This is a genomic window from Chryseobacterium sp. YR221 (assembly GCF_900176315.1).
In the GTDB taxonomy this organism is placed as follows: Bacteria; Bacteroidota; Bacteroidia; order Flavobacteriales; family Weeksellaceae; genus Chryseobacterium; species Chryseobacterium rhizosphaerae.
The window spans coordinates 309938-336588 of record NZ_FWXM01000006.1 but is presented as its reverse complement, the minus strand read 5'-3'; the positions used below and the strand labels follow the sequence as shown (position 1 = coordinate 336588).

Genomic DNA, 26651 nt, shown 5'->3' with positions numbered 1-26651 from the left:
ATTGAGATATTTACAATGAGCCAATTTAAAGAATACAAAAACCTCAACCTTATTGACATAGCCGACAATGTAGCGGAATTTTGGAAACAGAATAATACGTTCAGTAAAAGTGTTGAGATTCGTCAGGGCAATCCTGAGTTTGTTTTTTATGAAGGTCCGCCTTCAGCAAACGGTATGCCTGGAATTCACCACGTAATGGCAAGAGCATTGAAAGATATTTTCTGCCGTTACCAAACGCAAAACGGTAAACAGGTTTTCCGTAAAGCGGGTTGGGATACGCATGGTCTTCCTGTGGAACTGGGTGTAGAAAAAGAATTAGGAATTACGAAAGAGGATATTGGCAAAAAAATCTCTATTGAAGACTACAATAAAGCATGCCGTGAAGCAGTAATGCGTTATACGGATGTATGGAATAACCTTACTGAAAAAATCGGGTATTGGGTAGATCTTGAAGATCCGTACATCACGTACAAGTCAAAATATATGGAAACCGTTTGGTGGTTATTGAAACAATTATATGACAAAAGCTTGTTGTATAAAGGGTATACCATCCAACCTTACTCTCCAAAAGCAGGAACAGGGCTTTCTTCCCACGAGCTGAACCAGCCGGGAACGTATCGTGATGTTTCAGATACCACGATTGTAGCCCAGTTTAAGGTAAAGAAAGATTCATCTGCTTTATTCAGTGATGTTGACGGAGATGTACATATTCTGGCATGGACAACTACTCCATGGACATTGCCATCCAACACAGCACTTACAGTAGGCAGAGATATTGAATATGTGGTAGTGAAAACTTTCAATCAGTATACTTTTGAACCTGTAACAGTAGTCTTATCAAGAGTTTTATTACCTAAGGTTTTCGGTAAAAAATATACGGAGGGAACTGATGAGGATTTCGCGAACTATACTTCGGAAAGCAAGGTCATCCCTTTTAAAGTTTTAAAAGAATTTACAGGAGAACAGCTTGTTGATACAAGGTATGAGCAATTAGTTCCTTGGTTTACCCCTAATGACAACCCTGAAAATGCTTTCAGAGTAATCCTGGGAGACTTTGTAACAACAGAGGATGGTACAGGTATCGTTCATACGGCACCTACTTTCGGTGCTGATGATGCGAGGGTTGCTAAGATGGCTCAGCCTGAAATTCCGCCGATGTTGGTAAAGGATGAAAATGACAACCTTGTACCGTTGGTAGATTTGCAGGGAAGATTCATCAAAGGAGAAAACGTTCCTGAAGTCTATGCTGGAAAGTATATCAAAAACGAATATTACGATGAAGGGACTGCTCCTGAAAAATCTTGGGATGTAGAGCTTGCCATTCTGTTGAAAACAGAAAACAAAGCCTTCAAAGTAGAGAAATATGTCCACTCGTATCCGCATTGCTGGAGAACAGACAAACCGGTATTATACTATCCATTAGACTCATGGTTTGTAAAGATGACCGCTGTAAAAGACAGATTGGTAAACCTGAACAAAGAGATCAACTGGAAGCCAAAAGCTACCGGAGAGGGACGTTTCGCCAACTGGCTTGAAAATGTAAACGACTGGAACCTTTCCCGTTCACGTTATTGGGGTATTCCATTACCGATCTGGAGAACGGATGATCTGAAAGAAGAGAAAATCATAGGTTCTGTAGAAGAGCTTTACAACGAAATTGAAAAGTCTATTGCAGCAGGATTAATGACTGAAAACCCGTTCAAAGGTTTTGTTGTTGGAAATATGTCTGAATCAAACTATGAACTGGTTGATCTTCATAAAAATGTGGTTGACAAAGTGGTGTTGGTTTCTGATTCCGGAAGAGCAATGAAGCGTGAAAGCGACTTGATCGACGTTTGGTTTGATTCAGGGTCGATGCCTTATGCACAGCTGCATTATCCTTTTGAAAATAAAGAATTAATAGACAATCATAAAGCTTTCCCGGCTGACTTTATTGCTGAAGGTGTTGATCAGACCCGTGGGTGGTTCTATACACTTCATGCTATCGGAACAGCTGTTTTTGATTCTGTAGCCTATAAAAACGTAATGAGTAACGGTCTTGTTCTGGATAAAAACGGACAGAAGATGTCAAAACGTTTAGGAAATGCAGTGGATCCATTTGAAACACTTTCTGTATATGGACCTGATGCTACCCGTTGGTATATGATCTCCAATGCCAATCCTTGGGAAAACCTGAAATTTGATATTGAAGGAATTGATGAGGTAAGAAGAAAGTTCTTTGGAACACTGTACAATACGTATTCATTCTTTGCATTATATGCGAATGTTGATGGGTTCAACTATTCAGAGAAAGAAGTGGAAAACCGTCCTGAAATAGACAGATGGATCCTTTCTGAGCTAAACCTTCTGATCAAAGAGGTGAAAGCATTCTATGAAGATTATGAACCTACCCGAGTAGCAAGAGCGATCAGCACATTTGTGAATGACAACTTAAGTAACTGGTACGTAAGATTATGCAGAAGACGTTTCTGGAAGGGAGAATATTCGGATGATAAAATCTCTGCTTATCAGACTTTATATACCTGTCTGGAGGTAGTAACGAAACTATCTGCACCTATTGCTCCGTTCTTTATGGATCAGTTGTATCAGGATTTAAATAAAGTAACAGGTAAAGAAAACTGCGAATCTGTGCATTTAACGGATTTCCCGGTTGCAAATGAAAGTTTAATCGATCAGGATTTGGTTGAAAAAACTCATTTGGCTCAGAATATTACCAGTATGGTTTTCTCTTTAAGAAAGAAAGAGAACGTAAAAGTACGTCAGCCATTACAAAAAGTATTAATTCCTGTATTGGACTCTAAAACAGAGGAACAGATTTTAGCAGTTGCCGATCTGATCAAGCAGGAAGTAAATGTGAAAGAATTACAGTTAATCAATGCTGAAGAAGCATCTCATTTAATTGTAAAACAGATAAAACCCAACTTCAAAGCACTAGGTCCTAAATTAGGAAAAGACATGAAAGTAGTAGGGGCTGAAATCAGCAATCTTAGTACAGAACAGATTTCAGATCTTGAGAGAGAAGGGAAGCTTGATATTCAGGGATATGAGATCACATTAGATGATGTGGAAATCTCAACAAAAGATATCCCGGGATGGACGGTAACCTCTGATGGAAAAACAACTGTGGCATTAGATTTGACATTAACAGATGAGTTAAAATCTGAAGGAATCGCAAGAGAGTTCATCAATAGAATTCAGAACCTGCGAAAAGATAAGAATTTTGAGCTGACAGACAGAATTAATATCTTCATTGAGGAGAATTCTCCTTACATTGAAAATGTTAAGAAAAATGAGGAATATATTTCTTCTGAAGTCTTGTCAAATAAAATAGAAATTGTATCTTCACTTTCAAATTTTAACGAAATCGAAATAGATGAGGTTAGTTTTAAGATAAATATCGAAAAAAATTAACATGTAGTTATTGTATTTCAAAATCCATTTCATAATTTTATTAAAAAAGAGAAAGAATATGTCAGACGAAAGAGTTAGATACAGCGATGCTGATTTACAGGAATTTAAGGCAATCATAAAAGAAAAAATAGAGAAAGCAGAAAAAGATCTTCAGCTCATCAGAGAAAGTTTCATCAATGACCAGAATAATGGGACAGATGACACTTCACCTACCTTCAAGGCTTTTGAAGAAGGAGCAGAAACATTGAGTAAGGAGCAAAACTCTATTTTGGCAGGAAGACAGGAAAAATTCGTGCGTGATCTTAAAAATGCTTTAATCAGAATCGAAAATAAAACGTATGGTGTTTGCAGAGTAACAGGGAAGCTTATTCCTAAGGAAAGACTTTTAGCCGTTCCTCACGCTACCTTGAGCATCGAAGCGAAAAACATGCAAAAATAACCGTAAGGTTTGTAAAATAATATTGGGTTTATATTGTATTCACGGATACTTTATAAACCTAATTTTTAATGTATACCCATGAACGAATTATTAATTTTAGTAATTATCGTCGTAGGAGTTTTATTGTTTTTCAACAGAGAATGGATCAAAAAAAGGATCTTTCCCGATAAACATACAAATTACACGATAGATGATCAGTTTAATTCCGATAAACGTGAAAGGGAAAAAGAAGTCGACAGGCTTTTGAGTAAGATGGGCAAAAACGGAATTAATGATCTTTCTCCAAAAGAAAGAAAAAGACTTGACGAATTGTCCAAAATGTAACATTTAAATATAAGAAATGGAATCTATCATCGTACACCCAAAAAATGCAATGGAGCTCAGCGCTCTGAAAGGCGTTTTAAAAGAAATGAACATTAAATTTGAAAAGGCTCATGTGAAAAGTTCATTTAATGGACAGAAAGTGATTAAGAAAGCGAGCGATAATAAAAATGCAAAAACAGCTTCAAAACCGCCAAAACCTAAAGGACTGTAATGAAAAAGATATTAGCTATCACATTTTTGGTATTGTTAATTGACCAGGCTTCTAAAATTTATATTAAAACCCATTTTAATCTGGATGACAGCGTGACTGTTCTTCCCGGATTCAAACTGACCTTTGTGGAAAATCCCGGGATGGCTTATGGGTTTCACTTTGGAGGGATCATCGGAAAATACTTTCTGGTTATCCTGAGACTTTTCCTAATTGGAGGAATGGTATATATGTTTAAAAAATGGCTGAAAGAAGGAGCCTCAAACTATCTTCTGATTCCTATGTCTATTATTTTTGCCGGAGCTATCGGAAATATTATCGATGGCATGTTTTACGGAATGATCTTCGACAGCGGAACGGTTTATGATCAAAGCATTGATCGTTGGCTGGGATATGGCGGAATTTCTAAGTTTGTTCCTTTTGGCCAGGGATATTCCACTTTCATGAAAGGCTGTGTGGTTGATATGCTTCACTTCCCACTGGTAGACTGGTATGTTCCGGAAAACATCCCTTTGATTGGCGGAAAACATATTGAATTCTTCAAGTATATTTTCAATGTGGCTGATTCTGCTATTACCGTAGGAGCTGCCTTATTATTGATCTTCAGAAAAAAAGCTTTTCCTAATGGTCTTGAATTTTAAGTCGTTACCTTTATCATCATAAAATTCCAAATGATGAAATTATTAGCTGAAAATCATTATTACAAAGTTACCGAGCCCCTCGAAAAGGTCACTATCAATACACTTTTTGCACAGGATATAATACAGCAAAAAATAAAAGGGAAAATATATGTGGACAACATTGATACTCCCAACACCTTTTATATAGTTCACCCTTATGGAATGACTTTGCTATTGGGGGCCCATAATAATGAATCTTTCAACGCTGATTTTAAAGAATATTCTCTTAATATCGGTAATATCAGAAATCATTTTGAATGGATGCAGGCTTATCCTAACGCATGGCATCCCGTATTAGCAGAACTTTATAAAGATTGCATCATACGCTCCAGCGATAACAAAAATCAGCTTAACCATGGCATTATAGAGCTCAACACCCGTGTCAATTTTAAATTTAATCCACAGAAGTACAGAGACATTAAAACATCTTTCCCTTCTGACGATGTGAAAATAGTAAGAACAGACAGCGTGATTTTCCGCAATATGAAAGGAAGTGTTATTCCTCATTATTTTTGGAAGAATGAACAAGATTTTTTGAATAATGGAGTCGGTTTTAGTCTTTTGTATCAAAACCAGCCGGCTTCTACTGCTTATTCTGCCTGCATTCAGGGCAACCAATTGGAGTTTGGTATTGAAACAGCAGAAGATTTCCGGGGAAAAGGTTTTGCAGAAATGGTTTGTTTGGCTCTTCTTGAGTACGCTATTAAAAATAATTTTGAACCTGTATGGGCATGCAAATTAGAAAATAAAGAATCTTATAATCTTGCTCAAAAACTTGGTTTCGAACCATCATTAGAAATTCCATTTTACCGACTAAGCAATTAATAGATTTAGACCAATGAAGATCTTCAAAAAGTTATTATCCATAGTCTTAATTATATCAATACTCATCATTTCTTTTATATTTTGGGCCAACTACAGTATAAAAAAGGAAAGTGAAGCTTTTGTATCCTACACTATTGCCGATGTACCCAAAACCAAGACAGCATTACTTCTGGGAACCGGAAAAACATTAAGCAATGGAATGCCAAATGCCTATTTCTACAATAGAATTAAAGCTGCTACAGATCTTTATAAGAGTGGAAAAATCCAATACATCATTGTAAGTGGAGACAACAGCACCAAAGATTATAATGAACCGGAAGATATGCTGCTGACCTTAATGCATCAGGGGATTCCACAGGATAAAATCATTATGGATCATGCCGGGTTCAGAACCTTGGATTCTGTAGTAAGGGCTAAAGACATCTTCGGACAGACAAAGCTGGTGATCATTTCCCAAAAGTTTCATAATGAAAGAGCTGTTTTCCTGGCCAGAAAAAATGGCATGGAAGCATTTGGATATAATGCTGCAGATGTCAATAAGTATGTAGGTCTGAAAACCAACATGCGGGAGTATATTGCAAAAGCCAAAGTCTATTGGGATCTGCTTTTCGGAGTGGAACCGAAATTTGGGGGAGAGAAGATTTTAATTCCATAAGATCTTAAATTTTGGTAACGCTAATAGAAGAATTGATATGTGGAGGAGCTCTAAGCTCTTCCCCACTGAATTGTAACAACAAGTCTTGATTCTTGATTCTTGATTCTTTTAATCTTTTTTACCCATTATCCCACCAAACCTCGTAAATTTGCAATTCATTAATTTTAAAATATTGTAAACAAATGTCAAGAATTCTTACCGGCATTCAAGCCACCGGAACCCCCCATCTTGGAAACCTACTTGGGGCAATTATTCCTGCTATTGAACTTTCTAAGCAGGAAGGAAATGAATCATTTTTATTTATCGCGAATCTTCATACGCTTACCCAGATAAAAGATGCGCAGACGTTAAGACAAAATACCTACGAGATTGCTGCGGCTTGGCTTGCTTGTGGATTAGATACTGAAAAAACATTCTTCTACAGACAAAGTGATATCGCTGAAACCTGTGAACTATCTTGGCATTTATCATGTTTTTTTCCTTATCAAAGATTAACACTGGCCCATTCATTTAAAGATAAGGCAGACCGTCTTCAGGACGTGAATGCAGGGCTGTTTACCTATCCTATTTTGATGGCTGCAGATATCCTGCTGTATGATGCAGAGATTGTGCCTGTAGGGAAAGATCAACTTCAGCATTTGGAAATTGCCAGAGATGTAGCTTCGAGGTTTAATAATCAAATGGGTGAAGTTTTTGTTTTACCTCAATCTGAACTTCAGGAAGACACAAAATATGTTCCCGGGACTGACGGCCGTAAAATGTCTAAATCTATGGGAAATATCATCAATGTTTTTCTCCCTGAAAAGGAACTGAAAAAACAGGTGATGAGTATTGAATCGGATTCTAAATCGTTGGAAGAGCCTAAGGACCCTGGAACAGACAAGACATTCCAGATTTATGAACTTATTGCTACTCCTGAGCAAACTGAGGAATTAAGAGCTAAATACCTTGCCGGAAACTTCGGATATGGACATGCTAAAAAAGAATTGTTGGATTTGATCTTAGTTCGTTTTGCCAAAGAAAGAGAAACATTCGCTTATTATATGAATAATCTGGACGAACTGGAAGCAAAATTACAGCAGGGTGCAGAGAAAACAAGACCTGTGGCACTGGAAACTATTAAAAGAGTAAGAACAAGCTTAGGATTTTAATTCTAAGTTTCAAACATAAGAAAGCCCTTCAAATTGAAGGGCTTTCTCTTTTCATGATGCTGTCTATTATATTCTCAGATCTTATTTTTCTCAAGTATAAAGTAATGCATTTTATCTTCAAACTTATAAACAATGTCCCAACCGGGATACTGCTTGATAATGGTTTTAATAATCGACAGCCCCAAGCCGGTAGAGGTGTGATCGGAACTCTGTTTATAGAAACGGTCAAAAATCCTGGATGGATCTAATCCCACGGCAGCTCCACTGTTTTGAAATGTAATCCTGTCATCCTCAATCATAATATTCAATGTACCTTCTTCATTATTATATTTAATGGCATTCTTAAGAAGATTAGACAACAGAATATCCGCAAGGTCGCGATTAAAATCAGCTTCAAAACTTCCTTTTTCTATGATATTGACATCTACTTTTTTAAACTCTATAAAGTCTTCATAATTTTGAACCAGCTTGCCGATCAAAGCATTAAAGTCTACTCCTGCGGTTTTATTAAACTGGCTGTTCTCTATTTTGGAAAGCATTAATAAAGATTTATTTAACCCTACCATCCTTCTCAGGTCATTCTTTACTCCGGTGAGAAAATTCAGATTCTTTTCATCGAGGTCATCATTCTGAATAAGGAGATCTATTTTATTAATAACTATGGCAAGTGGGGTCTGAAGTTCGTGGGAGGCATTTTCAATAAACTGTTTCTGCTGATAAAAAACAAGCTCATTACGCTCAATCATTTCATTAATTTCAACATTCAGCTCCTCAAACTCTTTAATGATATATTCTTTATTCTCCTGTTCCGCGGGAATCCCAAACTGGTACTTTTTAAGTTTATCTAAAATTAAATAGAATGGGCGCATCGCTTTATTCAGCAGATATCCGTTGACAACAACTATACTTATTACCAAAACAATATAGAGAACAATTAAGGCTGTTGTGAGGTCATAGATCAGCTCATCTTCTTCTACGGTAGAAGTTCTTATCACAAGCCTCTGATTCATCTTATACTGGTCGATAAAGTCTGCCTCAAGCACACGATAAGGCTGATCTTTATCGTCATACTCCATATAATACATCTTATTATAGAGGCGGCTTTTATTTTTATATTCTCCGGCAGTAATAGGATTAATCTTAAATTCATTAAAACCAAAATCATTATTCTTCAATAACTGGGGATTCAGGTATACTGCTTTAATGATCTGTATTTTTCTGTCCCTAAGCCCATCATCCACATTATCATGAACTTCATCCAGGATATAGGCATAAAATAACCCGGCCCAAACTGCAATAATCAGCAGAAGGATCATAATAAGGTATTTTATCGTGTAATATTTTAATGAAACTTTCATCAGATAAATTTATAGCCTATCCCATATACCGCCTGAAAATCAGCTTCAGCATTCAGATTTTTCAACTTCTTGCGGAGATTTTTAATCTGCGAGTAAATAAAATCCAGACTATCTGCCTGATCTATATAATCTCCCCAGATCGCTTCAGCCAATGTAGTTTTCTGTAAGGTTTTTTCAGGATGAATAACAAAGTAATACAGAAGGTCATATTCTTTACGGTTCAGCACAAGTTCCTCCTTTCCTATCATCACCTTTCTGAGATCGGGATCAATACTGATATTTTTATATGTAATACTGTTTTCCCCATCCTGGTTATTTCTCCTGATCACAGACTTTACTCTTGCCATAAGCTCTGCCAGGTGAAAAGGTTTGGCAAGATAATCATCCGCCCCTATCTCCAATCCTGTTACTTTATCATCTACTGAATCTTTCGCCGACAGAATGATGACAGGATCTTTTTTATGCATTTTTTTTATTTCTCTCAGCAGGTCTATCCCACTTCCGTCCGGCAGCATAATATCCAGCAAAATGCAATCATATTCGTAGGAAATAATCTTCTCAAGGCCCGAGCTGTATGTATCTGCATGTTCTACAATAAAATGTTCCGCTTCCAGAAATTTCTGTACAGTATCCTTTATGGCCGGTTCATCTTCTACTATTAAAATCTTCATTCTGCTTTGATTTGCGCTCTGCTGAACGGTTAAAACTTATACCAAATATATGAAATTATAAGGTGGGAAGCCGGAAGTTACTTGCCTGTATCCGGCAATGATTACTTTCTATTAATTGTAAAGGAGTAACACCTTTCTTCTCCCGGCTCCCTGCTTCTTTTCTTTAACAACTAGTTCATTTTTACAAAACGTCCGTCTGCATCAAAAACGAGACATATTCCACTCATCAGGTGAATTTTATAAGCATTATATTTTTTTTCAATAGAGCTTACCACGCTGCACGGATGATGTCTTGTTATAAAAGACACAATACTCTTTCTAATCTTGTTGGAAGAAACTTCTCTTCCAGTATTTCTTATGATATTCCAATTGATCATATTCCTAAATTTTGGTGTTATATGTAATGACCTGTTAGTCATCAATTCTTTTAAAATTTCCGTTTTTATCGAATTCCAGCTCCAGGCCGTTGGAAAGCTCCGCTTTATAGGACCATCTCTTTTTTTCTACCTTAATGATGGACGTATTCGGAAAATTACGGGTTGCATAATTTCTGATGGATAAAGGAATAAAACCATAAGGCAACTTTTGATGTTTACCATCTACCTCTTTCCAGTTTCCATTACTGTCAAATTCCATTTTCATTCCATTGCTCAGGTATACTTTGTATTCATCCACTCCATAGATCTCTCTGTCTTCAATCGCTGAACTTACAGGTATCCCTTTAAAGTGGACAGCAAGAAAGGTTTTTGCCGTTTTAGGTAATTGATTGACCTGGATCGCTCTGTCCTGTGCAGAAATAAAGCCTCCTGCCAACATGAAGATAAAAATAAATACTCCGGTGATTTTCTTTACATTTTTCATAACATTAAGTTTTTCGTTATTATTATGAAGCAAAGGTCCAAATCAATTTAGGAAAGAATTGGGAAAAATGAAATGCAGCAAAAATTGGAGCTAAAAAAAACCATTAAGAAATGATTTCTCAATGGTTTAACTCTATTTTGTTGTAGACCTTACGGTCAGAAATTTTATAAGTATTCTTTGATTTGCTGAAGGTGGGTAATGGCCTTTAACCCGGCCTCTTTCTTATCTTCTTTATAAACATCAAAGAAAATAGAATCCATGCCGAAATTTTTCGCTCCCATAGCATCCGCAATCCAGTCATCACCAATCAGGATGCTTTCCTCTTTTTTAGCTTCCGAAAGCCCCAGAGAGTATTCAAAAATCTTAGGATTAGGTTTTCTTACCCCTATAGAATCTGCACTGGTAATCGTTTCAAAATAAGGAGCAATTCCCGATAAGGTACACTTCCTTTCCGTTACATCCTGAAAACCATTAGAAATAATATGAAGCTTATAATTCTTTGCTTTTAAATATTCAAGAATGTCTTCGGCACCCTCTACCAATTCATTATATCCAACAATATTATCCAGGAAATTTTCTTCAAAATAATTGGAAAGTTCTTTGTTTTCTACTCCAAAATGTTTGAAGGAATCATAGAAACGGTGTTCTCTCAAATATTCTTTGCCAACAATTCCATCTCTGATTTTTTCCCAGAGGTCTTCATTGATATCATGATAAACAGAGTGAAACTCCTCAAAGTCAATATTATACTTTGAGTTAATCTCCTGATCTTCAAAAAGGTCTTTGATGGTAAGGTAGGCATTTCTGCGGTGATCCCAGAGCGTATTGTCCAGATCAAAAAAAACGTGCTGCATTTTCATACAGCACAAAGTTAGTGATTTTAATTTTTTAAGATCGTATAATTTTTACTCTTACTTTTCACCACCTCAAGGCTTTTAGAAAAATTGAGTAAAAAATCAATGGTTTGTTTTTTAGGTTTCAAAGTTTTCACTTTTAAGGAATCATTTTTTTTCATAGGCGAAGTATGTTTTCCTTAAAACGTGAATTTTCACGAAATATTATCTATCTGGTTAAGATTATATTATTTTCATCCATGATTTTTCTCAGGTTAATCAATGCATATCTTACTCTGCCTAAGGTAGTATTAATGCTCATATCAGTATGATCTGCAATTTCTTTAAAGCTCAGACCGTCAAAAAACCTCAGTTTGATCACTTCCTGCTGGTTTTGGGGAAGGAATTGCAGCATTCTCAACAGATCTTCCTGGATCTGATTGGTTACAAGCTGATCTTCAATATTTTCCGAAGGTTCCCGTATTAAATCAAAAATAGAATATTCGTCGGTTTCAAAAGTTGTTTCTGAAACTTTAATGTTTTTTGCTTTAGATCTGAAATGATCGATGATCAGGTTGTGAGAGATTCTTTTTGCCCAAAGAATAAATTTCCCTTCTTCGTTATAGCGTCCTTCTTTCAGCATAACGATGATTTTCATGAATGTATCCTGAAAAATATCGTTGGCTAAATCTTCATCATTAATTTTGTAAAAAATGAATGTAAACAGTTCTCTCTGATGGCGATGAATGAGGGTCGATAACGCTTCCTCATCACCTTTCTGGTACAATGAAATTAGTAAACTATCCGATTTTGATTTCATAACTCTTCTCAATATAAATATTTGTAGACAGGTATTCCTCCAGATATTTCATCTGGCTTTTGCTGTATATACAAAACAGTTTTCTAGAGTAGAGTCTCTTCAATAGGCGGCACAATTATATTATGATGTAAATATAATCATTTTTTAATAACTGTTAACTTATTATTAAATTTTCACAAGAAAAATTTAAAAAAAGTTACTTAAACATGTCATGAATAAATACAGTTGGGATATTTAATGTAAAATTAATATTTAACCCTTTCATTTCTTTTCCGTTTAAACGGGCGTCTCCGATAGGAAAAGCATACCCTCCTGTAAGATCCAGCATTCCAAATAAGGTAACTCCAATTTTCGGAGCAATATATTTATTTGTTCCCTCTGCACCCATTAAAAAATAATAAGAATGGTAGAAGTCAACATTTTTTGCAAAATTGAGCAGTACATCAGCCTGCAACTTTGGCATAATAGCAAACTTGGAGTCTGCAACTCCCATCAGCGCAGAACCGCCTAATCTATAAATTACATCATCATTTTTCAGGAAAAGCAATTTACCTCCTAATTCCCCAAAACTCTGATTCTGGTAGGTATATCCCACACTGATCATTTTATGCATGGTATATTGGGCTTTTACTAATGTGCTTAGAAAAAACAGGGAGAGTACAGCAACTGCAGTTCGAAAATTCATCATCTTTCAATTAATTAAAGTGTAAAATTAAAAAAAACTGCCTTATCAAAAGATAAAGCAGTCATTTATTATGGTAAAGAAAAAATTAAATTCCGAAAGCGGCTTTAATTTCCTCTACTTTGTCTAATTTTTCCCACGTGAAGAATTCAAGATCTTTCAGCGTAAGTTCATTCTTATGTCCCTTATTGAACGTTTTATCAGCTACATAATGATCTTTACCCATGTGACCGTAAGAAGCCGTTTCCAAATAGATAGGGTTTCTTAATTTTAGATTCTGCTCAATAGCATAAGGTCTCAAATCAAAGATTCCTGAAACTTTTTTAGCAATTTCGCCATCATGAAGATCCACTTTTGCAGTTCCATAGGTATTAATATATAATCCACAAGGTTCTGCTACACCGATTGCATAAGAAACCTGTACCAAAACTTCGTCAGCAATACCAGCAGCTACTAAGTTTTTAGCAATATGTCTTGTTGCATAGGCAGCACTTCTGTCTACTTTTGAAGGGTCTTTTCCAGAGAAAGCACCACCACCGTGAGCTCCTTTTCCACCGTAAGTATCTACAATGATTTTTCTACCTGTAAGACCGGTATCTCCGTGAGGTCCTCCGATAACGAATTTACCTGTCGGGTTGATATGGTATTTGATCTGATCGTTGAATAAAGCTTTGATCTCTTCAGTCTGCTGTGCAACCACTCTAGGTACCAGGATATTCTTGATATCTTCACGGATCTTGTTCAGCATTTCTTCTTCAGTTCCGAAGTCATCATGCTGCGTAGAAACTACAATAGAATCAATTCTGATTGGTTTGTGATCATCAGAATATTCAATAGTTACCTGGCTTTTTGCATCCGGACGAAGATAAGGGATCTCTTTATTTTCTCTTCTGATATTGGAAAGTTCTTTAAGGATTGTATGAGCTAAATCTAAAGCAAGAGGCATATAGTTTGCCGTTTCATTAGTTGCATAACCGAACATCATCCCCTGGTCACCAGCTCCCTGTGCGTTAGCTTTAGCTTCGAAAGACTCATCTGTTACAGCTCTGTCTACTCCCTGGTTGATATCGGGAGACTGCTCATGGATGGCGGAGATCACTCCACAAGAATCTCCATTGAACATATATTCCCCTTTTGTATATCCAATTCCATTGATTACTTCTCTGGCAATTGTCTGAACATCAAGGTAGGCATCGGATTTTACTTCTCCTGCCAATACTACCTGCCCTGTCGTCACAAGAGTTTCACAGGCAACTTTTGAACTTTTATCGTATGCTAAAAAGTGGTCGATTAATGCGTCGGAAATCTGATCGGCGATTTTATCCGGATGTCCTTCTGAAACAGATTCAGATGTAAATAAATAAGACATATTATTCTTTGTTTTTTAGATTAAAAAATTTTGAAGAAAAATAAGAATAAAATTGCCCAAAAAGAATACTGTTTTAGCATTTTTTTATAGAGGTTGCAATCAGGTCAAATTTTTCCTCGTCGTAAACGTCAGCAAATTTAAGCACTATTTTTCTAATACTCAAAAATTTTGTTTACTAATTATAATTTTGTTTAAATTAATGACTTATATCATTTTAGAACATTCTGATTATTGTGGCTTTATGCTTACAAATTCTTTAGGACTTTCATGATAGTTCAATTTAAGCTCTAAAGAAGTTTTGATAGAATGTGATAATTCGTCAATAATTTTTTGTTTAAAGGTCGGCTTATAATATATAATACTGATCTCTCTGTATGGGAATGGCTTCTTAAATCTGAAGACATTTTTTTTCTGCTCTTCTGAAAGCTGACTCAGGGCCAGTTCCGGTAAAATACTAATCCCTCCTACTTTATCTACCATATGTACCAAAGTCTGGATATTGGAAGCTAAGAAATCCAAGTTTTTAGGCTTTAATGTATTTTCTTTCAGGTGGCAAATATTTTCGAACTGATTTCTAAGGCAGTTTCCTTCTTCAAGTAACCACACTTTTTCTACATTCAGGTCTTCAGGAATAATATAAGCATTCTTTTTGTTCGCTTCAGTATTGGAGCTATAGATCATCAGTTCTTCATTGAATAAGAAATCCTGATAAAACTCATCAGCGGTATCATAAGGAGTTGAAATAATTCCGGCATCCAGTTCCCCTGCTTTTAACGCCTTGATAATATTATCCGTTGTCATCTCCTTTACATTCATCTGAATTTTAGGATTATCCTCCAAAAATTTAAAGATTTCCGTAGGCAGAATAAAAGAAGAAACAGTTGGGATAATCCCCAGGTTGATGGTTCCTCCTAAAATATTATTCAAAAGATTCGCTTTGTTTTTCAGCTCATTGACAGATTCTATAATAACCTTAGCCTGATCAATGATCTGAAGCCCTACATCTGTAGTACGGATCGGGTGTGTAGTTCTGTCAAAAACCTTCACATCCAGTTCATCCTCAAATTTCTGTATCATGGCACTTAAGGTAGGCTGGGTAATGAAGCATGCCTGGGCTGCTTTACCAAAATGTTTATACTTATCAACAGCGATAAGATACTCCAGTTGCTGAATGTTCATTTGATTAATATTATCTATTACAAAGATATAATGTTTTTGCTATTAGCAATTAAAAATTCAAGTAAATTTGATATTCACTACCTTTACAGTGGTATTTAGAAAATAAGAAAACAATTATTCAAATCATCGATATATGGATTCTAAAAAATTAACGTTAAGTAACGGCACGCCTTATTTTGAGCATCAGGATTCCCAGACGGTAGGACCAAGAGGCCCGGTATTGCTGCAAGACTTTGTTCTTCAGGAAAACCTTGCTCATTTCGTTAGGGAAAGAATACCTGAAAGAATTGTACACGCTAAAGGAAGCGGAGCTTACGGAACCTTTACCGTAACCCATGATATCAGTAAATATACAAAAGCAAAGCTATTTTCAAAAGTAGGCAATTCATGCAGGATGTTTGCCAGATTTTCTACGGTAGGAGGAGAAAAAGGAAGTGCAGATACGGCAAGAGACCCACGGGGTTTTGCTTTAAAATTTTATACAGAAGATGGAAACTGGGATCTTGTAGGGAACAACACTCCTGTTTTCTTTATTAAGGATGCCAAGAAATTTCCGGATTTTATACATACTCAAAAAAGACTTCCTAAAACCAATTTAAAGAGTGCCACTATGATGTGGGATTTCTGGAGTCTCAACCCGGAATCTCTTCATCAGGTTCTTATTTTAATGTCAGACAGAGGAACCCCTTATGGTTTCAGACATATGCATGGTTTCGGATCTCACACTTTTTCTATGATCAATGAGCAGAATGAAAGAGTATGGGTAAAGTTCCATTTCAAAACAAAGCAGGGGGTAAAAAACTTCACGGATGAGGAAGCTGTAAAAATGGCAGGAGAAAATCCTGACTTTGCACAGGAAGATCTTTGCCATTCTATTGAGAATGGAGATTTCCCGAAATGGACTATGTATATCCAGGTGATGACAGAAGACCAGGCAAAAGATTTCAGATGGAATCCTTTTGATGTTACTAAAGTCTGGTTCCATGATGACTTCCCTCTTATTGAAGTAGGTGAAATGGAACTCAATGAAGTTCCTGTCAATTATTTTGCCCATGTTGAGCAGTCTACGTTTTCTCCCAGCAGCCTGATAAACGGGATCAGCTTTTCACCGGACAAAATGCTTCAGGGAAGATTGTTCTCTTATCCTGACGCTCACCGATACAGAGTGGGAGTAAATGCCCATCAGCTGGAGGTGAACAGATGTCCTTTTGCGGTTAATAATTATCAGAGAGATGGCTATATGGCAGATTCAAGCCAGTATCAGGATAAACCTAATTATCACCCCAACAGTTTTGATGACATCACGCCTGATCCATCTTATAAGAACTATGAGTATGAATTAGATAGCGCCCATGTGGCCAACTATAACAGAAATGAAAACGACAGTGATCATTATACTCAGCCAGGGCTTCTTTATTCAAAAGCAATGAACGCTGAAGACAGAGAACACCTGATTAACAACATCGTAGGAAGCATGAAAGGGATATCAGGACCTAAGGGAGAAGAGATCATCAACAGGCAATTATGTCACTTTTTTAGGGCTAATATCGAACTTGGCATGAGAGTGGCTTCCCAATTAAATGTCAATATCGATGCAAATATGATGAATCATTCCAAATAATCATATTGAACAATAAATTAAAAAAAAGGAAAAAAAAATAATATTTTTTCCTTTTTTTTGTAAAAAATTCATAATTTGCAGAGGATGATATTTCAAAGTGGAAAAATGAGTTACGAAAATATATTATTAAAAAAAGAAGATAAAGTATCTATCATTATCATAAACAGACCTGAGAGTTTAAATGCATTAAATGCAAAAACTATTCAGGAGATCAGTACAGCAATGGACGAACTTAATTCCGACCATTCCTGCAGGGTTATTATCCTTACGGGAAGTGGTGAGAAGTCTTTTGTAGCAGGTGCAGATATCAAAGAATTTAGCGAGTTTGGACAAGAAAAAGCTGAAGAGCTTGCCCGAAACGGACAAAATTCACTGTTTAACAAAATTGAAAATATGTCTAAACCTGTCATTGCAGCCGTTAACGGTTTTGCATTGGGAGGAGGTTTAGAGCTTGCTATGGCATGCCACATCAGATATGCATCGGAAAACGCCAGATTGGGTCTTCCTGAAGTAACGCTGGGATTAATCCCGGGATACGGAGGAACACAAAGGCTTCCTAAGCTTGTCGGAAAAGGTATTGCCAACGAAATGATCTTCTCAGCCAAAATGGTTCCTGCTCAAAAGGCAAAAGAAATCGGACTGGTGAATGAAGTATACCCTATTGACGAATTATTAACCAAAACGAAAGAATTAGCGAACATTATTGCCCACAATTCACCAATGGCAATATCTAAGGCTATCCACGCCGTGAATTTATCTGATACGGAGAAAGGTTTTGAAACTGAAATCAAGTATTTCGGGGAGCTTTTTGAAATGGACGATAAGAAAGAAGGAGTAAGTGCTTTCCTAGAGAAAAGAAAGCCAAACTTCTAAACTTTCAAGCTTTTAATCCAATTATTTCGAAAAAACTAATGCTGCGGTATGAATAAGTTTGACAAGGCTTATCTAAAAATGGCTCAGGAATGGGCAAAACTCTCCTACTGTAAGAGAAAACAGGTGGGAGCTCTTATCGTAAAAGATAGGATGATTATTTCAGACGGTTACAACGGAACTCCTTCGGGGTTTGAGAACTGCTGTGAAAATGAAGAGGGGAAAACGCACTGGTATGTACTGCATGCGGAGGCTAATGCTATATTAAAGCTGGCAGCTTCCACTCAGTCTGCAAAAGGGGCAACGCTATATCTAACGCTGTCGCCTTGTAAAGAATGCAGTAAACTAATCCTGCAGGCAGGAATTACAAGACTGGTGTATATTAATGAGTATTCGGATGAAGACGGCATCTCGTTCCTGAAAAACCATGGTATTGAAATAGAACAAATATCGGACTGTGAACTAAAAAAATAAGCACAAATGACTTGGGATGAAAAGATCAAAGATTTTGAAATATTTCTTCGCTTCGAAAGAAATTTTTCAGACAACACGCTCGACGCCTATGTTCGGGACATTAAAAAACTAAAAGATTACGCAGAAGAAGATCTGGCAAACGTCGGTCCAGATTCTATCGGTTACGAAAACCTGCAGGAATACATTTTCAATCTTTCTAAACAGAAATTCAGTGAGAGATCTCAAGCAAGATGGATCTCTTCTATTAAGGCTTTCTTTAAATTTCTGCTTGAGGATGAATTCCGGGAAGACAACCCCGCAGCGTTACTCGAAGGTCCTAAACTAGGACTCTATCTACCAGACACTTTAAGCCTGCTTGATATCAACAAAATTATTGCGGCTATTGAAATCAATACAGACCTGGGGAAAAGGAACAACTGTATCATTGAGGTACTCTATGGTTGCGGACTCCGTGTTTCTGAACTTATTGATTTGAAAATATCCAATATCAATTTTAAAGAGCAATATATCAAAGTCCATGGAAAAGGAAACAAAACCCGTTTCGTTCCACTGGCTGATTATACAGCTGAATTACTGGAAAATTATATCAAAGAAGTACGTTCTAAAGGTAAAATCAATAAGAAATATGAAGACACACTGTTCCTGAACAGCCGTGGCACCTCGATGTCAAGGGTTATTGTATTTCTTATCATCAAAGAACTTACGGATAAGGCAGGGGTTAACAAAAAGATATCTCCACACACCTTCAGACATTCTTTTGCAACACACTTGCTTCAGAATGGAGCAGACTTGCGTTATATTCAGGAAATGCTTGGACATTCCAGTATTACAACGACGGAAATCTACACTCATTTAAAAACTGAAGAATTGAGGGATGTTATTTTGAGTTATCACCCGAGAAATATTAATATTACTCAATGAAATGAAGTTCCATCTGAACTTTAAAAAAGTAATTATAAACAGATGAAATTATTGAAATATTGCCCTAGCTGTGGCAAAGAATCTTTACACTGGGATGGTGAAAAGAAATGGAGCTGCCCTGAATGTGACTTCAGATTGTATAATAATGTAGCAGGCGCTGTAGCTGTAGTGATCCGATGTGGTGACGAAATTTACCTTACCAGAAGAAACAGAGACCCTAAAAAGGGAAAACTCGATCTGGCCGGAGGATTTGTCGACCCTAAAGAGAGCGCAGAAGAAACCTGCAAAAGAGAGCTTTTTGAAGAACTTCAGCTTAGTATCAATATTTCAAACTTAAAATATCTTACCAGCCTTCCAAACGTTTATCAATATAAAGAAATTGATTATAACACGATTGATCTTTTTTATGAGTATAATGTTTCGGAAAAATTTGAGGTAAGCCTTGAGCTTTCAGAAATATCAGAAGCGGTATGGATTCCTTTAAAGGAGCTTAACCTTGATGATATTGCTTTTGATTCTCAGAAGAGGTTTTTTGAAGATTATATAAAGAAATAATTTTTGTAATATATTCTCCCGCAGATTTTAAATCTGCGGGAGTTTTTTTTATGTTCTTACAGATTTTTCGGATCTCGTGCAGAGGATTACTTTTACAGTCTGCTTCGTTCCTGAAAGTGGTTCTCATTTGTTTTCAACAGAAAAAACAGAGAGAAAATATCGAAATTTTCTATTAAAATCAATACGTTTTAGTCTTCAGCATTTCTTCAAAGTACTGAATCAACAGTGATCTTTCTGCTTCCGAAAGATTTGCTTCTTTATGGTACACAATATAACCAGGCATCGGCATTGTTTTATGTTTAAGAGCCTCAATAGACCTGTCAAGCATATTCTCTTTTAATTCCTTATTATAGGTACCCCAAACAGAAAAATTAAGATGCTGACGGCCTTCATTTACATGGCTTTTTACAGACCATGAAACAGGGGCTATATAAGCATATTTAGGATATATGGTTTCGTTGGAATGACAATCGTAGCATGCTCCCTTAAGTAATGTTCGAATCTTTTCCGGAGCTTTCCTGGAATCTACAAAGTTTACTTTTGAATCTACCGGTTTGTTTACTCTGTCAATAGGAATAAACTGAACCAGGGCAAAGGCCACCAAACTCCAAAAGACTATTTTTTTTGCGATTTTCATACGTTTACTTTACCGGAGTTAGAACGGCATTCTCAGATTTAATTTCTTTTTTTACGCTCTGCTCTAACGCTTCCTTCTTTTCGTCAGCTTCAGGCGTACCTGCAGGCACAGCAGGAGACACAGCTCCTTTAGGATTATCAAGCGTTCTGGTATCTTTCAGGTCCCATTCTTCTCTTGTTTCCCACAGTCCTCTTATCACAACTTTTTTATAGAAAATATAGGCATCTTCAGCAAAGGTTTCGGTAGCAAAATCAGCTTCATCCCAATATTTATTTTCATTGTTGTCTACCAATATTCTTACAATATATTCATCAGGTTTCAGAATATCAAATTTCACTTTATCTCCTTTGGTATATCTCTGGTAGACTACTTTTTCAGAAGAGTCAAGAAGCTGAATCCAATAGCTGGAAGATGGCGCATTCAGAATATTAAATTCCAGGCTACCGAACTGGTCTACCTTAGCGACATCAAAATCAAAACGTTTTGACTGTGTATTTTTAGCATAGAACGATGATACAGTTTCTTTTGGAACCGTAAGCTGATATTTTTTTCCGCTCACGAAGTCAGACTGAATTAATATCTGATACGGATTGGTTTCGGAGATTTTGGCTGTAAATTCCTGAGTAGTTAAGCTATCACTTTTCAGTACCCACTTTGCCGGGTCAATCTTGTCAATGATATAATTGGAGGAAATCTTGAAGTCAGTTTTTGGAGCTAATGAACCTCCTCCGTTATCACTGTTGAGATCCATTACATTTTTCTTATTGTATTTGTAAAATAAGGAAACCGTATAGGCACTGTCCTTTTTCGGACCTTTATCATGCGTAAACATCAGTTTTTCTGTGGTCTCCTGCCCTACATTATTTTTCACAGCATCAAACCAAATCTTCACAGAATCTGATTTTGGGCTGTGTGTTACTTTTATATCTTTAAGTTTGTCATTCAGCGATGTTACTTTCACATCATCCGGATGCCCATCAAATATCATAAGAATTCCTCCCGGAACCTCTTTCATTTCAGAATATTTCAATGGCTTTTTAGAAGGATATACTTTTAAGTTTAATCCTGAAACAGATTTTTCAACTTCTACAGTTTCTTTCTGAAATCCTATTTTCTCTTTTCCCGGATCATACACAGAATTTCCATTCTCATCTGCAAAGGCTATAATCTTATATTTCCCCGGAGAAAGGTAATTCATCTCATAATATCCATCATCGTCCACTTTGGTGATATAGTACGGCTTTTGCTTATAATTCATGGTATCTTTCACCTGATAAAGCCCGACCACCAATTTGTTTTCAGTACTTCCTGTTTTCTTTTTGATGTCTAAAGCATCTTTAATTTCACCACTTACATACAAATCATCCAATTTGTCGCCCGTGGAAAAAGCAAAATTAAAATACCGAAGTGGATTGGATTCATTATTATCTACAATTGAATTTCCAAAATTGAAATTATATGTGGTATTGGCCTGTAAAGTATCTGTCCATTGGATCAGAACAAATTTATTGGCAATATTGGAAGGAAGAATTCGCTTTATATTCTTGATAGGTGGCGAAATGATCAGATTCTTATTGATATCTTTCAATGTTACATATTCATCAAAATCCAGGCGGAGCTCGTGAATATCTTTTTTCACATTGATTCTTGTGGTATCAATATTTGAACTTAAAAATCTAGGGGCCAAAGTATCTTTCGGACCTCCAACAGGAGAGCCTACTCTTGCACACGAATGAACAAGAAAACAGATAACGAATAATAGAAGAAACCTTTTCATGAAAATGTTTAAGCAAAAGTAAACATTATTCTCCAAAAACTTCATGTCCTGAATTCAAAGTATCTTTATTGTCGTTCATTACCGAGTGAAGCTTATCTTTCTGTAAAGGGAAATCCTCAAATAATCCGGATAATGCAAGCGCTGTATATACTTTATTTGAATATTTATTACCAATGGCTACAATAGTAACTTTAGACTTCAGAAGGTGAGCAAATACGGAATTGCTGCCATGCCACCACCCATTATGATAGGTTAGTTTTTCACCGTTGTCAAAAATTTTCATCCTAAACCCTAATCCGTAGTTATTCATTCCCGATTTTTCATTGCTGTACGGGGTAAATACCATCTGCATCAGCTCAGGCTTTAGGAAATCTTTTGAGAACATGGCTTTTGAGAAGTTATATAAATCTCTTGGTGTAGTATATACATTTTTGTCTCCGTAAATAAGATCCAACCTATCTAAAGGATATAGCTTACTCCCTCCATAATAGAACGACTGTGCCGCCGTAGGAATGTCTTTTTCCTGGAAAATATAAGAATTGGTCATTTTTAACGGCGTAAACACCATTTCTTTCATAGCCTGAGGAAACGGAGTTTTCGTCACTTTTTCAATCAACAAAGCCAATAAAGCAAAATTCGTATTACAATACATGAATCCTGTATCTGTATCTCTTGCCAGATCCGGTTTGTACTTGATGATCATATTCAGAACATCCTGATTGGTAATAAATGGTTTGGAAAGTTCAGCCGGTGCAGGCTGTATTTTGGTAATAAAATATTCGTACTTCGGAAGTCCACTTCTTTGATCCAGTAAGGTTTGAATAGTAACATTAGGATATGGAAATCCTGGAAAATATTGGCTCAGATGGTCTGAAAGCTTTATTTTCCCTGCTTCCACCAACTTCATCATCGCCATTGCCGTTAATGTTTTTGATACCGATGCCACATGCAAAGGTGTATTTTTATCTATAGGCATCTGGTTTCCTTCTCTTCCGAAACCTCTGTAATTTTCGTATAAAATCTCGTCGCCTTTCGCCACAAGTATTCCGCCACTAAGATCTCCTCCATCCCATATCTTTTTGTAATACTGATCTATATAATTTATCGTGGTTGGTTTATCTAAAACCTGATTGTCTGTTTGGGTAAAAATTTTCCCAAGATCTACATTTCCGTAGTTAGGGAGATTCGTCGTATTTTCCGCTGAATTTTCTTGGGCTTCAGACTTTTTTTTACAGGAAAATAGGGATAAAAGAACAGTTAAAATAAATACAAAATTACGCGTCTTCATGAGATTCAAAAATGAGCGGCAATTTAATAAAACTCAAAAAAAAATAATAAATATAGAGTGATATTATGAATTATTTAACATAAACGAAAGAATCAGCAAATAGGAAAATTTACTGATTCTTTATTTTGCTAGCCAAAAGCGGCTATTATTTTATCTACAATGAATTGTGCCAGCTTTTCTTTACTCTGATGAGTCCAGCCGGCAATATGAGGAGTTACAATCGTCTTTTCTGATTCGAGAAGAAATTTTAAATCTTCATTCTCCGTTTCTATATTTTCAAAAGAGGATTTTTCATATTCCAGGACATCCAGGCAGGTTCCTTTCACTTTTCCGGATTTCAAAGCTTCTACTAAGCTTTTAGTCTTTACATTCTTTCCTCTTGCGGTATTCACAAAATAAAACTCATTTTTCATCTCAGCAATAAAGGCTTCATCAATCAGATAATGAGTCTGTGAAGTGAGAGGAATATGAAGACTTAAAATATCCGCAGACTGCTTCAGTTCTTCTAAAGTGACCTGTGTAGCAAATTCATCAGAAAGCCCCGGAAGGATATCATGAAAAATCACTTTACAACCAAAACCTGAGAATCTTTTGGCAGTAGCTTTTCCCATATTTCCGTATCCTATAAGACCTACTGTTTTCCCCAGCAATTCATCCCCTCTATTCTCTTCACGTTTCCAGACACCGTTCTTTACTTCCTGAGAAGCAATAAACAATCTGTTCATTATAACCAGCAACATTCCTACTACATGTTCTGCAACAGAATCTCTATTTCCTTCAGGAGAGTTGATCAGCTGAATTCCCAATGCTTCAGCAACAGGAATATCAATATTCTCCATTCCGGCTCCTACCCTTGCAATAAACTTCAGGTTCTTACCTTTCTCAAGGAAATTTTTATCTAATGGAATTCTGCTTCTGATGATAATACCATCATAATGTTCAATTTTATGACAAACCTCATCATAAGAAGAAGTAAAATCTTCTTCCAATATAAAGTTTTTTGCCAGAAGCTGTTCGGTAATAAGAGGGTGATTTTTATCTAAAAGAAGTATTTTCATAGCTTAAACACGAATGACACAAATTATTTTTCACAAATAACACAGATTATAATGTACCATTGATCACTCTTTTTACTCCGTTTTTAAATTGAAGAGTATTAAAGTTAATCAACATTCCAAGTTTACAGTTACTCAGCCGAAGATAGGTAAGTATTTGAGCCAAATGAACATCATTTAAGGTTTCTACCGACTTTACTTCTAACACCAATTTTTTCTGTATCAGAAAATCGAGTCTATAGCCTACATCCAATTTTACCTCATCATAAATCAAAGGCATTGGCTTTTGTTTTTCCACAAGAAGATTATGCTTATTCAGTTCATAAAACATACATTCTTCATATGCACTTTCTAAAAGTCCGAGCCTAGTGTTTTATGAACCAGATATCCTGCTTCGTAAACAATTCTTGATATATCATTTTCAGAAATATCCATTTGTACTAATTTTTCATCTTAACCGACACCAATCATTTGTGAGAATTTGTGCCGGGCATTTGTGATATTGGTGTTTTATTTATTTTTTGTCCTTCTTTGGCTCTTGTGGTTCCTGAAATAACTTTTTAAGTTCCACAGATTCCAGAGGTTTCATTCTTCCGGATAGAATTAAAGAAAGTTCTTTTCTACGGAATGCTGCAGCAAATCTTTCTTTTTCCTCCTCTGTTTCCGGAACCATCTCCGGGATAGGAATAGGACGGTTAAATTCATCTACAGCAACGAAGGTATAAATACCTGCATTGGTATGAATCTTCTTCTGGTTGATAGGGTCATCCAACCATACATCGACATATACTTCCATAGACGTGGAAAATGCTCTGGAAACTTTAGACTCCAGCACTACTACTCCACCTTCCGGAATTGGGTGATTAAAGGAAACATGGTTTACAGAAGCTGTTACCACTCTTCTTTCACAGTGTCTTGCTGCTGAGATAGACGCACAACGGTCCATTTTTGCTAAAAGCTCACCACCAAAAAGGTTTCTTAAAGAATTTGTTTCGTTCGGAAGAACAATGTTAGTCATAATGGTCAGAGATTCTGACGCTTTTTTTATTTTTGCCATCTAGTCTTAGTGTTGTTTCGGGCAGCCGGAGCAGGTTTTGTTCCTTTTACGGCAGGTTTTACTAATGAATCTTTTTTCAGAGAATCTGAAACGGTCATGTCCGGTGTATGGGCCACTACTTTTACCGTATCTTTCACAATTCTATGGGTAGAAGTCTGTACGGAAACATTATTAAAGGATTTCTTTCCAAAAATAAACTCCTGTTTAGCATAGGCCAGGTATAGGATTCCTGCCACCGGAATAATCAGCAAAAAAGTCCATAGGATTGTTTTCTTGAATTTATAATCCTTTTCCCTGTTTTCTGAAGCATGAACTTTCTCTCCATTATTGATATCTGAAAATCGTATTTCTTCTAATCCATAAAAATCGGGATGTCCTGATTCTATTCTTTTTCCTTTGAAATGGGTATGCCCTTCTTCAATGAAGATGTTTCCAAGATTTTGAATTTCAAGAATCTGTTCTGCCTGTAGCTTTTTCTTCCAAAAATCAGTCTGTATCTTCAGATCGCTTCGGGAAGCCTCCAGAGACATCTGTTTTTGTCCGGCTATAAAAGCAGTTAATTCTTCAGATTGTACTTCATAATCTATGGTAAAATCAATCTGACTGGCTGGCGGAAGAATACTTCCGTTTTCAGAATTAATAATGGCCTTAGAATTTTTCAGGGAAAACACGCCAAAGCCTGGAACTGTAGCAGTTCCAAATTGTTTCAAGTATTCTAAAATATATGCTGAAATATTCATTTGGCAGCAAATTTATAACTTTTTCATGACTTTTTAAGACATTTAATCTTATATAAAAAAAGACTGCCGAAACAGTCTTTTGCTTATTATCTATTAAAATAGCGATAATGTTACCTATAATCCCCTTTAACTATAAAAAGGCAAATAGTATTAAGATTCAAAATCAATTACATGATCAATATAAATCACT

The 26651-nt window shown here is 36.2% G+C and carries 29 protein-coding genes; 13 read left to right on the top strand and 16 right to left on the bottom strand.

Going from position 1 to position 26651, the window contains the following annotated elements; all coding sequences use genetic code 11:
* Window positions 1-15 precede the first annotated feature (15 nt).
* The 8 genes from ileS (at window position 16) to trpS (ending at window position 7693) form a co-directional block, all read left to right on the top strand.
* Window positions 16-3411 carry an isoleucine--tRNA ligase gene (gene ileS, locus B8967_RS18600; protein ID WP_084087083.1) on the top strand — a complete coding sequence of 1132 codons (3396 nt, stop codon included), beginning with the start codon at window positions 16-18 and terminating at the stop codon, window positions 3409-3411.
* Between the two features lie 58 nt (window positions 3412-3469).
* Window positions 3470-3850: a TraR/DksA family transcriptional regulator gene (locus B8967_RS18595; RefSeq protein WP_002983772.1), complete on the top strand. Its 381-nt coding sequence runs from the start codon at window positions 3470-3472 to the stop codon at window positions 3848-3850.
* 78 nt (window positions 3851-3928) lie between these two features.
* Entirely contained in the window at window positions 3929-4174 is a 246-nt protein-coding gene (locus B8967_RS18590) for a DUF6576 domain-containing protein (RefSeq protein WP_047492404.1), read from the top strand.
* A gap of 16 nt (window positions 4175-4190) precedes the next feature.
* Entirely contained in the window at window positions 4191-4385 is a 195-nt protein-coding gene (locus B8967_RS18585) for a DUF2683 family protein (protein ID WP_047492401.1), read from the top strand.
* Window positions 4385-5023: a lipoprotein signal peptidase gene (locus tag B8967_RS18580; protein ID WP_047492398.1), complete on the top strand. Its 639-nt coding sequence runs from the start codon at window positions 4385-4387 to the stop codon at window positions 5021-5023. The genes B8967_RS18585 and B8967_RS18580 overlap by 1 nt, the downstream gene beginning before the upstream one ends.
* A gap of 30 nt (window positions 5024-5053) precedes the next feature.
* Entirely contained in the window at window positions 5054-5887 is an 834-nt protein-coding gene (locus B8967_RS18575) for a GNAT family N-acetyltransferase (RefSeq protein WP_228406253.1), read from the top strand.
* A 13-nt stretch (window positions 5888-5900) separates the two neighbouring features.
* Window positions 5901-6542, top strand: a complete 642-nt coding sequence (locus B8967_RS18570; RefSeq protein ID WP_084087081.1) for a SanA/YdcF family protein — start codon at window positions 5901-5903, stop codon at window positions 6540-6542.
* A 182-nt stretch (window positions 6543-6724) separates the two neighbouring features.
* Complete coding sequence (gene trpS, locus B8967_RS18565; RefSeq protein ID WP_084087079.1) at window positions 6725-7693, top strand: tryptophan--tRNA ligase; 969 nt, start codon at window positions 6725-6727, stop codon at window positions 7691-7693.
* 74 nt (window positions 7694-7767) lie between these two features.
* Here the strand turns inward: trpS and B8967_RS18560 are convergent, their stop codons facing one another.
* The 9 genes from B8967_RS18560 to B8967_RS18520 form a co-directional block, all read right to left on the bottom strand.
* Window positions 7768-9051 (bottom strand): sensor histidine kinase, encoded by a 1284-nt coding sequence (locus B8967_RS18560; protein ID WP_084087077.1) that lies wholly within the window; start codon window positions 9049-9051, stop codon window positions 7768-7770.
* Window positions 9051-9722 carry a response regulator transcription factor gene (locus B8967_RS18555; RefSeq protein WP_047492385.1) on the bottom strand — a complete coding sequence of 224 codons (672 nt, stop codon included), beginning with the start codon at window positions 9720-9722 and terminating at the stop codon, window positions 9051-9053. Before B8967_RS18555 ends, B8967_RS18560 begins: the two co-directional genes overlap by 1 nt.
* A gap of 170 nt (window positions 9723-9892) precedes the next feature.
* The gene (locus B8967_RS18550; protein ID WP_179140085.1) at window positions 9893-10099 is read right to left on the bottom strand and encodes a PepSY-like domain-containing protein; all 207 of its coding nucleotides are present in this window, start codon (window positions 10097-10099) and stop codon (window positions 9893-9895) included.
* 34 nt (window positions 10100-10133) lie between these two features.
* Entirely contained in the window at window positions 10134-10583 is a 450-nt protein-coding gene (locus tag B8967_RS18545) for a PepSY-like domain-containing protein (RefSeq protein ID WP_084087073.1), read from the bottom strand.
* A gap of 164 nt (window positions 10584-10747) precedes the next feature.
* Window positions 10748-11443 carry a YjjG family noncanonical pyrimidine nucleotidase gene (locus B8967_RS18540; RefSeq protein ID WP_084087071.1) on the bottom strand — a complete coding sequence of 232 codons (696 nt, stop codon included), beginning with the start codon at window positions 11441-11443 and terminating at the stop codon, window positions 10748-10750.
* Window positions 11444-11645: 202 nt separating this feature from the next.
* The gene (locus B8967_RS18535; RefSeq protein WP_047492373.1) at window positions 11646-12236 is read right to left on the bottom strand and encodes an RNA polymerase sigma factor; all 591 of its coding nucleotides are present in this window, start codon (window positions 12234-12236) and stop codon (window positions 11646-11648) included.
* 196 nt (window positions 12237-12432) lie between these two features.
* A complete protein-coding gene (locus tag B8967_RS18530; RefSeq protein WP_047492371.1) occupies window positions 12433-12924 on the bottom strand; it encodes a hypothetical protein in 492 nt (163 codons plus the stop codon).
* Between the two features lie 82 nt (window positions 12925-13006).
* A complete protein-coding gene (gene metK, locus B8967_RS18525; RefSeq protein WP_047492368.1) occupies window positions 13007-14287 on the bottom strand; it encodes a methionine adenosyltransferase in 1281 nt (426 codons plus the stop codon).
* Window positions 14288-14515: 228 nt separating this feature from the next.
* Window positions 14516-15466, bottom strand: a complete 951-nt coding sequence (locus B8967_RS18520) for a LysR substrate-binding domain-containing protein (protein WP_047492366.1) — start codon at window positions 15464-15466, stop codon at window positions 14516-14518.
* 133 nt (window positions 15467-15599) lie between these two features.
* Here B8967_RS18520 and B8967_RS18515 point away from each other — a divergent pair, with 133 nt between their 5' ends.
* The 5 genes from B8967_RS18515 to B8967_RS18495 all read left to right on the top strand — a co-directional run bounded on the left by B8967_RS18515 (window position 15600) and on the right by B8967_RS18495 (window position 19907).
* Window positions 15600-17087: a catalase gene (locus tag B8967_RS18515; RefSeq protein ID WP_047492364.1), complete on the top strand. Its 1488-nt coding sequence runs from the start codon at window positions 15600-15602 to the stop codon at window positions 17085-17087.
* Window positions 17088-17192: 105 nt separating this feature from the next.
* Window positions 17193-17960: an enoyl-CoA hydratase/isomerase family protein gene (locus B8967_RS18510; protein WP_084087162.1), complete on the top strand. Its 768-nt coding sequence runs from the start codon at window positions 17193-17195 to the stop codon at window positions 17958-17960.
* Window positions 17961-18008: 48 nt separating this feature from the next.
* Complete coding sequence (locus B8967_RS18505) at window positions 18009-18431, top strand: deoxycytidylate deaminase (RefSeq protein ID WP_047492363.1); 423 nt, start codon at window positions 18009-18011, stop codon at window positions 18429-18431.
* Between the two features lie 6 nt (window positions 18432-18437).
* A complete protein-coding gene (xerD, locus tag B8967_RS18500; protein ID WP_047492361.1) occupies window positions 18438-19352 on the top strand; it encodes a site-specific tyrosine recombinase XerD in 915 nt (304 codons plus the stop codon).
* Window positions 19353-19394: 42 nt separating this feature from the next.
* Window positions 19395-19907, top strand: a complete 513-nt coding sequence (locus tag B8967_RS18495) for an NUDIX hydrolase (protein WP_047492358.1) — start codon at window positions 19395-19397, stop codon at window positions 19905-19907.
* A 178-nt stretch (window positions 19908-20085) separates the two neighbouring features.
* Here B8967_RS18495 and B8967_RS18490 read toward each other — a convergent pair whose 3' ends face one another.
* From B8967_RS18490 to B8967_RS18460, 7 genes are all read right to left on the bottom strand, one after another.
* Entirely contained in the window at window positions 20086-20544 is a 459-nt protein-coding gene (locus B8967_RS18490) for a heme-binding domain-containing protein (protein WP_052188702.1), read from the bottom strand.
* A 4-nt stretch (window positions 20545-20548) separates the two neighbouring features.
* The gene (locus B8967_RS18485) at window positions 20549-22321 is read right to left on the bottom strand and encodes an Ig-like domain-containing domain (RefSeq protein WP_084087160.1); all 1773 of its coding nucleotides are present in this window, start codon (window positions 22319-22321) and stop codon (window positions 20549-20551) included.
* A 25-nt stretch (window positions 22322-22346) separates the two neighbouring features.
* Window positions 22347-23609 (bottom strand): serine hydrolase domain-containing protein, encoded by a 1263-nt coding sequence (locus tag B8967_RS18480; protein ID WP_084087069.1) that lies wholly within the window; start codon window positions 23607-23609, stop codon window positions 22347-22349.
* Between the two features lie 128 nt (window positions 23610-23737).
* Window positions 23738-24667: a 2-hydroxyacid dehydrogenase gene (locus tag B8967_RS18475; protein ID WP_084087067.1), complete on the bottom strand. Its 930-nt coding sequence runs from the start codon at window positions 24665-24667 to the stop codon at window positions 23738-23740.
* A 46-nt stretch (window positions 24668-24713) separates the two neighbouring features.
* The gene (locus B8967_RS18470) at window positions 24714-24995 is read right to left on the bottom strand and encodes a GxxExxY protein (RefSeq protein WP_084087065.1); all 282 of its coding nucleotides are present in this window, start codon (window positions 24993-24995) and stop codon (window positions 24714-24716) included.
* Window positions 24996-25178: 183 nt separating this feature from the next.
* Window positions 25179-25721, bottom strand: coding sequence for an acyl-CoA thioesterase (locus B8967_RS18465; protein WP_047492349.1), 543 nt, complete (start codon window positions 25719-25721; stop codon window positions 25179-25181).
* Complete coding sequence (locus B8967_RS18460; protein ID WP_047492347.1) at window positions 25709-26461, bottom strand: hypothetical protein; 753 nt, start codon at window positions 26459-26461, stop codon at window positions 25709-25711. Before B8967_RS18460 ends, B8967_RS18465 begins: the two co-directional genes overlap by 13 nt.
* Window positions 26462-26651 lie beyond the last annotated feature (190 nt).